A 10,035-nucleotide genomic window follows, 5' to 3' on the forward strand; every position below is an offset into this window, starting at 1 on the left:
CGGCCGCGGTGCGCAGGGGGCCGCCGCCGGAGAGCCGGTCGACGAGGGCCTGGCGCTGGGCGCGTCCCGACGCGTACGTGTGCACGCCCGCGACGGCGAGTGTGCCGCACAGGACGGTGCCGCCGAGGGCGAGCAGGGCCTGGTTGTTCACGGCTCGCTCCTCTCATCGGTCTTGTCGGTCTCGGTGGTGGGGGTCGTCCAGCGGGGTGTCCGGCCGGTCATCCGATGGCCTGCCTCGTGTTGAGGACGTCGATGGCCTCCGCGACCCCGAAGGCGGGCGGCAGGGGCTCGTTGGCGACGTACAGCTTCTCGGCGACCGAGCGGGGCAGCGGCAGGTGTTCGAAGTGGCCGTGGACGACGCGGTCGGGGCCGGTCGGGCGCGGCACGAAGCGGGTGACCGGGACGACACGGAACTGTTCGCGGCCGTGCGAGACCAGCAGGGCGATCTCGGTGACCTTGCGGGAGCCGTCGGCGTGGCGGGTGAGCTGGACGACGACGTCGACCGCGGAGTTGATCTGGTCCTTGAGCGCCTCGAAGGGGATCTGGACCTCGGACATCGAGCCGAGGGTCTGGAGCCTCATCAGGGCGTCCTCGGCGGAGTTCGAGTGGACGGTCGCGAGGGAGCCGTCGTGGCCCGTCGACATGGCCTGGAGCATGTCCAGGGTCTCGCCGCCGCGGACCTCACCGACGATGATGCGGTCGGGGCGCATACGCAGGGAGTTGCGGACCAGGTCGCGGATGGTGATCTGGCCCTTGCCCTCCACGTTCGGCGGGCGGGATTCGAGGCGGATCACATGCTCCTGCTGGAGCTGGAGTTCGGCGGAGTCCTCGATGGTGATGATGCGCTCGTGGGACGGGACGAGGCCGGAGAGCGCGTTGAGGAGCGTGGTCTTGCCGGAGCCCGTGCCGCCGCTGACGATGACGTTGAAGCGGGCGCGGACGAACGCGGCGAGCAGCATCAGCATCTGCTCGTCGAGCGAGCCGAGGCCGATCAGCTCCGGGAGTGTGTACGCGCGGGGGAAGCGGCGGATCGTGAGGGTCGGGCCGGTGAGGGCGAGTGGCGGGATGATGACGTTGACGCGCTCGCCGGTGGGGAGGCGGGCGTCGACCATCGGATTCGACTCGTCCACGCGGCGGTTGACCGTGGAGACTATGCGCTCGATGGTCTGCATCAGCTGCTCGTTCGAGGCGAACCGGAGCGGGAGCTGCTCCACGCGGCCCGCCCGCTCCACGAAGATCGAGTCCGGTCCGTTGACCATGATCTCGGTGATCGACGCGTCGGCGAGGAGCGGTTCCAGGACGCCGAGGCCCAGTGCCTCGTCGACGACCCTTCTGATCAGCTGGGAGCGCTCGGCGGACGACAGGACCGGGCCCTCACGGCTGATGATGTGCCCGAGCACGCGCTCCAGCCGCATCCGCCGCTCGGCCGCCGCGAGGCTCGACATCTCGGCGAGGTCGATCTCCTCGAGCAGCTTGGCACGGTAGACGGCGACGAGGTGGCCGTCCTCGCGGCCTGATCCGCCCTCTTCGGGGGCGGCGATACGGGCTCGCAGGCTCATGGGGTCGCCTCCTCTCGGTCTCTCAGGTCTCTCGGTCGGTCGGTCAGTCGTCGGTGGGCATGGTGGCGTCGCGTTGCACGGTCACGGCGGGCAGGAGGGGGATTACTGCGGGGACCTTGAGGGTGACCGTCGCGGTGGTGAGGTCGGGGCCCTCGACCGGCGACACCGTCAGGTTGTCGAACCATCCGCTCACCGCGGCCTGCCCCGCCGCGGCTCCGTCCTCACCCTGGGAGGCCGCCCGCGCCGCCGCTCGCGCGCCCGTACCGGCCTGGTTGATGCCGTAGCCGATCAGGCCGAGCTGGATGGCCGCCATGCCGACGAGGAGGAGGATGGGGAGGAAACCGGCGAACTCCAGCATGGACACGCCCCGGTCGTCGCCCCGGAGGCGTTTCGCGAGGCGCCTCAGGAGGCGGGCCGGGCGACGTGCCGGTAGGCGCTTCATCCGTCGTCCCCTTCCAGCGCGGCCCCCGCCTCTGCGTTGACGGTCCAGTTCACGTCGAAGCCCGGGAAGAACAGGGGTACTTGGGCGGCGACCGTGGCCTTCATGACCGGCCCATCGGTGCCGCAGTTGATCTCGGTGCCGTCCCAGGCGCCCGGAAGGTTCTTGCCACCGGCGGCGGCGCAGGCACCCGGGACATCGCCCTCGACCGCGTAGGCCGCCGTGGCCGCCCGCGCCGCCTCGTCCGCCGCGTTCCCCGCGAGGGAGTACGTGTAGCCGTACAGCACGCACTGCCACAGGATCGTCATCACGACCAGCAGGATGGGGAACATCCCTGCGAATTCGAGGGTGACGGCCCCTCGGTCGCCGCCCTTGCGGCGCAGGGCAAGGGCTCCCCGGTCCGAGGACGTCTTGCGCCGCCGGCCGCCGCCACCGCCCTCCTGCTGGACCACCAGATCCAGCTCGCCCGCCAGGGCCCACAGCGCCTGCTTGACCGTGGAGCGGGCGTCCAGGTCCTGCATGCGGCCGGCGTCCACCACCGACTGGAGCTCCTTGAAGGCGGCGGGCACCGTGGAACGGGCGACCTTCGTACCGGTGACGCGTTCGACGAGGGAGGGCTGTATCTCCGTACCGCGGGAGAAGCGGTTGACGACGGTCAGGGTCTCCTCGGCCTTGCGGATCTGGAGGCGGTCCCACATGCGGACCATGCGTTTGGCGGCGCGGACGGCGACCACGTCGGGGGTCACCAACAGCAGGGCCTGGTCGGCCAGTTCGACGGCCGCCGCGTTCGCGGCGTTCAGCTGGGCGCCGCAGTCGACGACCACGACCTCGTAGCGGGAGCGCAGGGCGGCGAGGACCTGGCGGGCCACCCGGTCGGTGATCTCCTCGCCGCGTTCGCCCTCGGCGGGGGCGAGGAGGAGGCCGAGTCCCGTGTCGTGGGTGTAGACGGCGTCCTGGAGCACGCGCGGGTTGATGTCGCTGATCCCGGCGAGGTCGGCGATGGAGCGGCGGAACTGCACGTCCAGGTACGAGGCCACGTCCCCCGACTGGAGGTCCAGGTCGAGCAGGGCCACCGAGCGGCCCGACGCCTGGGCGGCCAGGGCGAGCTGGACCGCGGCGACGGTCGCGCCGACGCCGCCCTTCGCCCCGGTGACGGTGACGACCCGGCCGCCGGGTCCGGTGTACAACTCGGGTGTGCCGCTGCCGAGATGGCGCCGCATGCCCATGGACCAGGCGGCGGCCGCGTGGACGCGTTCGGCGAGGGCGTCGTAGCCGAGGGGCAGGCCGATGATGCCGCGGGCGCCGGAGTCCATGGCGGCGGTGAGCACGTTGGTGCTGGTGTCGGCGGTGATGAGGACGACGCCGACGGCCGGGAAACTCAGCACCAGGTCGCGGATGACGTCGAGCGCCGGGACCGGGCCGATCCGCTCGTGGACGAGGACGACCTCGGGCAGCTCGTCCAGGGAGTCGGCGGCGAGGCGGGCCAGGGTGTCCAGCAGGGCCGTGGTGTCCGCGACGGGCGGTGCGGGTTCGGCGTCGGCGAGCTGGCTCAGCAGTGTGCTGAGCGCGCGGGCCGAGTCGATGTCGCCGACGGCGGGCAGGATGCGGATGGTCATCGGCCGGTCCCTCGCCCCGGTCCGGCGGGCTCTCGGCGCGGCCTGCCGGAGTCCCGGCCCGGAGTGCCCGGCCTGCCCGGCTCTCGGTCCGGCTTGTCCGTCCCTCGGCCTGGCCACGTGGGGGCTGAGCGCATCACGGCCTCCTACTTGTCCTCGTCGAGGGTGTACGTGCGGTCGCCGGGGGCGACGGTGGCGTCGGTGCCGCCCGCGACCAGCGCCAGGCGGACGTGTTCGGCGAACGACTCGGCGTACGCGACGCGTTGGGCGTCGGCGGTGTCGAGGGCGAAGGTGATCGGGACCGCCTCGTTCGCGGTGCGGCGGCGGTCGTTGCTCGACTGGCCCGGGTCGAGGGCGGTCAGCTTGCCGACGTCGATGACGCGGGCGTTCTCGACGATGACCTTCGACTGGTCCTTGCCGTTGTCGGTCTCGTCCTTGAACGTGGCGTAGATGTTGACCCGTGAGCCCGGGTTGATCTTGCCCGCCACACCGGTCGCCGCGTCGATCATGATCGCGATCTCCTGCTGGCCGGCCTCCAGTTCGGGCCGGTCCACGATCATGTCCCGCTGGAGCAGCGAGCCCTTCTCCAGCCGGGTGACCGCGATCTTGCCGCGGATCTCGGAGAGATTGGTGACGGCGGTGGACGAAAGCCACCGCTCGGGCATCGAGACCTTCTCGAACTGGTCGGACGTCAGCTCCCGGTAGGGCGCGACGTCGTCCTTCAGGCGGTACGCCGCGACCTCGGGGCCGACCTTCGAGTTCACGTCGCGGATCACCGAGAGCACTCCGGCGAAGGCGCCCAGGGCGCACAGGGCCGAGAGGACCAGCAGGATGACGCCGCGGCGCTGGCGTGAATTCATGACGCGGACAACCTCGATCAGGGGGGCGGGGACAGCGGGGTCGAGCGGTCGTGCCTGGTAATTCGTTCTACGTGCTCGTTCAACGTGCCTGTTGTGCACCGTTATTCAGGTGTACGTACATGACTTACGTGGTTTACGAAGCCCCTCGGGGCAGGGCACGTACCGAAGAAGCTGCCCGCACCGTGGCCCTCGGAAGCTCCTGGGGCGGTGGCAAAGGCGCCGCACAGAATCCGCAGCGGTCGCCGATGAGTTCGAGACCGCACCAGTGACACTCCTCGCGCCGCACGGACGAGACGAGTTGGTACAGCACGGACACGTCGTAGAGCCCGGCGGCGAACTCGGCGACCTTGCCCGTGCCCCACCAGCGTGTGGACTCGGCCGGCAGGGGCACGGTCGTGACGCCCTGGACGCGCCAGGCGGGCGCGAGCGTCCCGGTGAGCCACTCGGCGGGCAGTTGTCCGGCCGCGACGAGCATCCGTGTCCCGAACTCGGGCCCGGTGAGCTCCTCCTGGCCGACACGGACCAGTTGCGGCCGCGGATTGGCCAGTACGGCGAACTGGGCGCCCGGCACCCATGACTTGGCGTGCGACTTCAGGGACACGGGGATGCGGTCCAGCTTGGCGACCGAGCCGAGCAGGGCACCCGCGTAGATGTAGTGGGCGAGCAGCCGCGCGGAGGAGGCGAGCACACCGGGGCTGAAGTCGCAGACGGAGAGCTGGCGCAGCTGCTGGGCGAGCAGGGCGAGCCCGAGCGGCGGCAGGTCCAGGGCGAGCAGCGCGATGCGGTCGCTCTCCAGGACGGAGCGCACGGCGTGCAGCCGCCGGGTGACGTCACCCGGTGTGGAGGCCGGGTACAGCGCGATCACGTATCCGTGCTGCTCGATGAGCGCGTGCATCCCGGTGAGGGAGCTTTCGAGGCTTTCGAGGGGCTGGACGGCGGCGGGCGGGGTCTGCCGGTCGTGCGGTGGGAGCACCAGATCGGAACTGGTGACGGCTATCGCGGTCGGCACGCTGCACACCACCCCGTTCACTGCGGCGGGGTGGTCAACCACCGCCTCAGATCGCCCTGATTTCGCCATCGAACTTTCACGGAAGAACGCGAATTCGTCACTGTGCGCCCTTCCGCAACTGCACCTTATCCACGGCATGGGCCGCTCAACACCGGATCAGCGAGATCACCTCACACAAGGTGCGCGGGTGATCCACACAGAGTGAGGCGCATATGCCTCAACTCGACGGTACGGCAAGGGCGTTGACCTCCGTCAGAGGTCTTGACAACCCGATTGGTCTGGACCACCTTGGACCTCCAGCGGTGGCCACCGTAGTCGTCCCCCACTCTTGACTCCCACTCCCCCACCGGAGGCCCCAGTGGACCGCGTACCAGGCATGCCCAGACGCAGACGGACCTGGGCGGCAGCCCTCGCCACCGCACTCGCCGCGTCCGTCCTCTCTCTCGCCGGAGCCGGCCAGGCCTCGGCCGCCGACGTCAACAACACCAAGAACGCCGGCTACGAGTCGGGGCTCTCCAACTGGACCTGTTCGGCGGGCAGCGGCGCCGCCGTCTCCTCCCCCGTGCACGGCGGTGCGTCCGCCCTGAAGGCCACGCCCGCCGGGCAGGACAACGCCCGGTGCAGCCAGACCGTGGCGGTGAGGCCCAACTCGACGTACACGCTGAGCGCTTGGGTGCAGGGCGGGTACGCGTACCTCGGGGCGAGCGGCACGGGTACGACGGACGTGTCGGCCTGGACCCCGGACTCCTCCTCCTGGAAGCAGCTGACGACGTCCTTCACCACGGGCTCGTCCACGACCTCGGTGACCGTCTACACGCACGGCTGGTACGGGCAGGCGGCCTACTTCGCCGACGACGTGTCCGTGTTCGGGCCCGACGGGGGCGGAGGCGGCGACCCCGATCCGGTCGTCCCCTCGACGCCCGCCGGTCTGAACGTTGCGTCCACGAGCTCCTCCTCCGTCTCCCTCGCCTGGAACACGGTGTCGGGCGCGACCGGCTACAACGTCTACCGCGCCGGTACGAAGGTGCTCGCGGTGACGGGCACCTCGGCGACGGTCACCGGCCTCGCCGCCTCCACCTCGTACTCCTTCCAGGTCACCGCGACGAACTCGGCCGGTGAGTCGGTGAAGTCGACGGCGGTCACCGGGACGACCAAGGCGAACTCGGGCGGCGGGACCGGGCTGCCCAAGCACGCGGTGACGGGTTACTGGCAGAACTTCAACAACGGCGCGGCCGTCCAGAAGATCTCCGACGTCCAGTCCCAGTACGACATCATCGCGGTGGCCTTCGCCGACGCCACGACCACTCCCGGCGCGGTGGCCTTCAACCTCGACTCGGCAGGCCTCGGCGGCTACACCGTCGACCAGTTCAAGGCGGACGTCCGGGCCAAGCAGGCCGCGGGCAAGAAGGTGATCATCTCGATCGGCGGCGAGCGCGGCACGGTCGCCGTGAACGACTCCGCCTCGGCGACGAACTTCGCCAACTCCGTCTACACCCTGATGCAGACCTACGGCTTCGACGGCGTCGACATCGACCTGGAGAACGGCCTCAACGCCACGTACATGACGCAGGCGCTGCGGTCCCTGTCCTCGAAGGCGGGCTCCTCGCTGATCATCACGATGGCTCCCCAGACGATCGACATGCAGTCGACGTCGAACGGCTACTTCCAGACGGCCCTGAACATCAAGGACATCCTCACGGTCGTCAACATGCAGTACTACAACAGCGGTTCGATGCTCGGCTGCGACGGCAAGGTGTACTCCCAGGGCTCGGTGGACTTCCTCACCGCCCTCGCCTGCATCCAGCTGGAGGGCGGCCTCGCCCCGTCCCAGGTGGGCCTCGGCCTGCCGGCCTCGACGAGGGGCGCGGGCAGCGGCTACGTCTCCCCGAGCATCGTGAACAACGCCCTCGACTGCCTCACCAAGGGCACCAACTGCGGCTCCTTCAAGCCCTCCAGGACCTACCCGGACCTGCGCGGTGCCATGACCTGGTCGACAAACTGGGACGCGACGGCCGGCAACGCGTGGTCGAACGCGGTGGGACCGCACGTGCACGGGCTTCCGTAGCCCGGGCGGGCCGGCCCTGGTCGGATCCTCGGATCAGAAGAACTCCGACCAGGGCTGGTCCCAGATCTGCTTCACGCACAGGACGACGAAGAGCAGGCCCGCGATCGTCAGCATGGAGTTGCTCAGGATTCCGTTGCGCCATTCCGCGGGGGTGCGGGAGGAGTTGAGGAGCCAGACCAGGGTGAGGGCGAGGAAGGGGAGGAAGGCGGCGCCCAGGACTCCGTACAGGATGATCAGGCGGAAGGGCTCGCCCTGGAAGAGCAGGACGATGGGCGGGAAGGTCAGCCAGAGGAGGTAGGCGCGGAAGGGCCAGGAGCGCTCGCGGGCACCGGAGGCCACCTCCTCGCCGGATGTCGTTCCCTCGCCGGATGTCTCCCCCTCGCCGGACGTCGCCTTTCCGGCCGGGGTCTCCCCTTCGCCGGTCGCGCGGCCGGCCCTGTCCTTGCGGTAGCGCTCCACGAAGTCCGCGAACATCAGGCTCACGCCGTGCCAGACGCCGATCAGGGACGTGAAGGACGTGGCGAAGAAGCCGATGAGGAAGAACTTGGCGGTCGCCGTGCCGTACTCGTCCTCCAGGATGTCGCCGAGCTGGATCAGGCCCTTGTCGCCGCTCGCGATGGCCACGTTGGAGGAGTGGAGGAGTTCCGCGCCGACGAAGAGCATCGAGATGACGAAGATGCCGGTGGTGATGTACGCGACGCGGTTGTCCAGGCGCATCACCTTCATCCAGCCGGTGTTCGTCCAGCCCTTCGCGTTGACCCAGTAGCCGTACGCGGCCAGCGTGATGGTGCCGCCCACACCGCCGATCAGGCCGAGCGTGTTGAGGATCGAGTCCTTCTCGTCGGGGAGGACCGGGAGCAGGCCCGCGAAGGCGTCGCCGAGGTTCGGGGTGACGCGGATCGCCAGGTAGACCGTGACGACGAACATCACGCCGACCAGGACGGTCATGACCTTCTCGAAGACCTCGTACTTGTTGAACCAGACGAAGACCAGGCCGACCAGACCGGTCAGGACGGCCCACCATTCGAGGTCCATGATGTCCGGGAAGAGCGCCTGCAGTGGCAGGCCCGACGAGGACATGGCCGCGGCTCCGTAGACGAAGCCCCAGATCACGACGTACACGACGAAGAACCACGACGTCCAGCGGCCCAGGCTCGCCCAGCCGTCGAACAGCGTGCGGCCGGTGGACAGGTGCCAGCGGCCCGCCGCCTCGGCCAGCGAGATCTTGACGAGACAGCCGATGACGGCGGCCCACAGGAGCGTGTAGCCGAAGTTCGAGCCCGCGATGAGCGTGGCGACGAGATCGCCGGCGCCGACGCCCGTCGCGGCCACCACGATGCCGGGGCCGATGTATTTCCAACTGGACTTGCGGGGACCGGGAGCGGCCTTCCCCGTCTCTCCCGTGGCCGTGCTTCCAGTGGTGTCCGCGTTCCCAGAGGTGTCAGCCATGCGGATCAAGAAAGCGTAAAGAGAACGGGGGCACAAGAGGGCGTGCGGTGATCACCACCCGATGTCCACAGGTGAGGAGTGTGTACACCGAGGAACCGAGGAGAAGTCGTTCGGGCGGGCCCCGGCGGCTGGGCGCGCCACCGGGGCCCGGGCTGTGGTTCCGGAGGTTGACAACGGTTCGTCCGGAACTCGCGGGGCACTACGGCTGTCGCCGACCACAGCCGTCGGACCCGCACGTGCCGAGCTCGAACCAGAGGGTCCGGCCCGGCCCGTCCTGGTGGCAGCCCCAGCGCCTCGCGAGCGCATCCACCAGGAACATCCCGCAGCCGCCCACCGCGGTGCCCGCCCCGGGCACCTCCGCGGGGCGGCGGCCTGCCTCGGAGACCTCGCACCGCAGGACTCCGTGCGCGGCCGAGAGGGTGAGGCGGAGGCGACTCGCCGCGTGTATCAGGGAGTTGGTGACGAGTTCGCTGACGAGGAGCTCCGCCGTGTCGCTCTGTTCCGCGAGCCCCCAGCCCTCAAGCCGCCGCCTGACCTCCGCGCGGGCCTCGGCCGCCGCGACGGGACGGGGGTCGTACACGACACTCGAATGGCCTGCTCCCAAGGGTGGTTGGGGGTACCAGCCGTAGGCGGCGTCGGGATCCGGAAGATGTCCTCCGGAGAGTTCCAGCATGCTTAAAGGTTCGGCTCCCCGCGGCTCGTCGACACGGGGAGGACTACCTGAATACCTACCTGAAAACGTGCGTTCGCACCGGTTATGGGGCATGCGGGTGCCTTCGCCGCGGAGGACCGTACGGGACATGCGGCGCCGGGTGTCCTACGCGTACTGGACTCGGATCAGCGAGCCGTCGCCCGACTCCGCGTCCCGGATGTCCACGTACGCGCACACCTGGCGGGTGAACCACAGGCCCTGGCCCGGGGACGGGCCCTCGGCGGGCGGCGGGACGAAGCCGGCGAGCGGGTCCGTGATCCGCTCGGGGACGCGCAGCTCGCAGACACAGGCGGGCGCCTGGCCCCACAGCAGGACCTCGGGGAGGGATG

8 protein-coding genes and 1 pseudogene are annotated in these 10,035 nt (G+C 69.9%); 1 reads left to right on the top strand and 8 read right to left on the bottom strand.

Translation table 11 applies throughout. From position 1 onward, the window contains the following. Nucleotides 1–218 precede the first annotated feature (218 nt). The 5 genes from O3Q52_RS40780 to O3Q52_RS40800 form a co-directional block, all read right to left on the bottom strand. Nucleotides 219–1,559: a CpaF family protein gene (locus tag O3Q52_RS40780; RefSeq protein ID WP_143636730.1), complete on the bottom strand. Its 1,341-nt coding sequence runs from the start codon at nt 1,557–1,559 to the stop codon at nt 219–221. Between the two features lie 43 nt (nt 1,560–1,602). After that, nucleotides 1,603–1,917 carry a TadE/TadG family type IV pilus assembly protein gene (locus O3Q52_RS40785; protein WP_269653614.1) on the bottom strand — a complete coding sequence of 105 codons (315 nt, stop codon included), beginning with the start codon at nt 1,915–1,917 and terminating at the stop codon, nt 1,603–1,605. Nucleotides 1,918–1,997: 80 nt separating this feature from the next. Further along, nucleotides 1,998–3,614, bottom strand: coding sequence for an AAA family ATPase (locus tag O3Q52_RS40790; RefSeq protein ID WP_269653608.1), 1,617 nt, complete (start codon nt 3,612–3,614; stop codon nt 1,998–2,000). A gap of 143 nt (nt 3,615–3,757) precedes the next feature. After that, a complete protein-coding gene (cpaB, locus tag O3Q52_RS40795; protein ID WP_269653609.1) occupies nt 3,758–4,471 on the bottom strand; it encodes a Flp pilus assembly protein CpaB in 714 nt (237 codons plus the stop codon). Between the two features lie 133 nt (nt 4,472–4,604). Continuing rightward, nucleotides 4,605–5,522 carry a hypothetical protein gene (locus O3Q52_RS40800; RefSeq protein ID WP_269653610.1) on the bottom strand — a complete coding sequence of 306 codons (918 nt, stop codon included), beginning with the start codon at nt 5,520–5,522 and terminating at the stop codon, nt 4,605–4,607. A gap of 334 nt (nt 5,523–5,856) precedes the next feature. Between O3Q52_RS40800 and O3Q52_RS40805 the strand changes: the two genes are divergently transcribed. Further along, the gene (locus O3Q52_RS40805; RefSeq protein WP_269653611.1) at nt 5,857–7,545 is read left to right on the top strand and encodes a chitinase; all 1,689 of its coding nucleotides are present in this window, start codon (nt 5,857–5,859) and stop codon (nt 7,543–7,545) included. Nucleotides 7,546–7,578: 33 nt separating this feature from the next. On the opposite strand, the gene O3Q52_RS40810 is transcribed toward O3Q52_RS40805, so the two are convergent. From O3Q52_RS40810 to O3Q52_RS40820, 3 genes and pseudogenes are all read right to left on the bottom strand, one after another. Continuing rightward, on the bottom strand, nt 7,579–8,994 hold the full coding sequence (locus O3Q52_RS40810) for an Nramp family divalent metal transporter (protein ID WP_269653612.1): 1,416 nt from the start codon (nt 8,992–8,994) through the stop codon (nt 7,579–7,581). A gap of 199 nt (nt 8,995–9,193) precedes the next feature. Further along, nucleotides 9,194–9,667: an ATP-binding protein gene (locus O3Q52_RS40815; protein WP_269653613.1), complete on the bottom strand. Its 474-nt coding sequence runs from the start codon at nt 9,665–9,667 to the stop codon at nt 9,194–9,196. 144 nt (nt 9,668–9,811) lie between these two features. Then, nucleotides 9,812–10,035 (bottom strand): annotated as a pseudogene (locus O3Q52_RS40820) (hypothetical protein); the annotation flags it as partial.

The organism is Streptomyces sp. ActVer (assembly GCF_027270795.1).
Classification (GTDB): domain Bacteria; phylum Actinomycetota; class Actinomycetes; order Streptomycetales; family Streptomycetaceae; genus Streptomyces; species Streptomyces umbrinus_A.

Bases quoted from the DNA above. Each gene is read 5' to 3' on its own strand.
- O3Q52_RS40780 (WP_143636730.1), bottom strand. From the start codon at position 1,559: ATGAGCCTGCGAGCCCGTATCGCCGCCCCCGAAGAGGGCGGATCAGGC.
- O3Q52_RS40785 (WP_269653614.1), bottom strand. From the start codon at position 1,917: ATGCTGGAGTTCGCCGGTTTCCTCCCCATCCTCCTCCTCGTCGGCATG.
- O3Q52_RS40790 (WP_269653608.1), bottom strand. From the start codon at position 3,614: ATGACCATCCGCATCCTGCCCGCCGTCGGCGACATCGACTCGGCCCGC.
- cpaB (WP_269653609.1), bottom strand. From the start codon at position 4,471: ATGAATTCACGCCAGCGCCGCGGCGTCATCCTGCTGGTCCTCTCGGCC.
- O3Q52_RS40805 (WP_269653611.1), top strand. From the start codon at position 5,857: ATGCCCAGACGCAGACGGACCTGGGCGGCAGCCCTCGCCACCGCACTC.
- O3Q52_RS40810 (WP_269653612.1), bottom strand. From the start codon at position 8,994: ATGGCTGACACCTCTGGGAACGCGGACACCACTGGAAGCACGGCCACG.
- O3Q52_RS40815 (WP_269653613.1), bottom strand. From the start codon at position 9,667: ATGCTGGAACTCTCCGGAGGACATCTTCCGGATCCCGACGCCGCCTAC.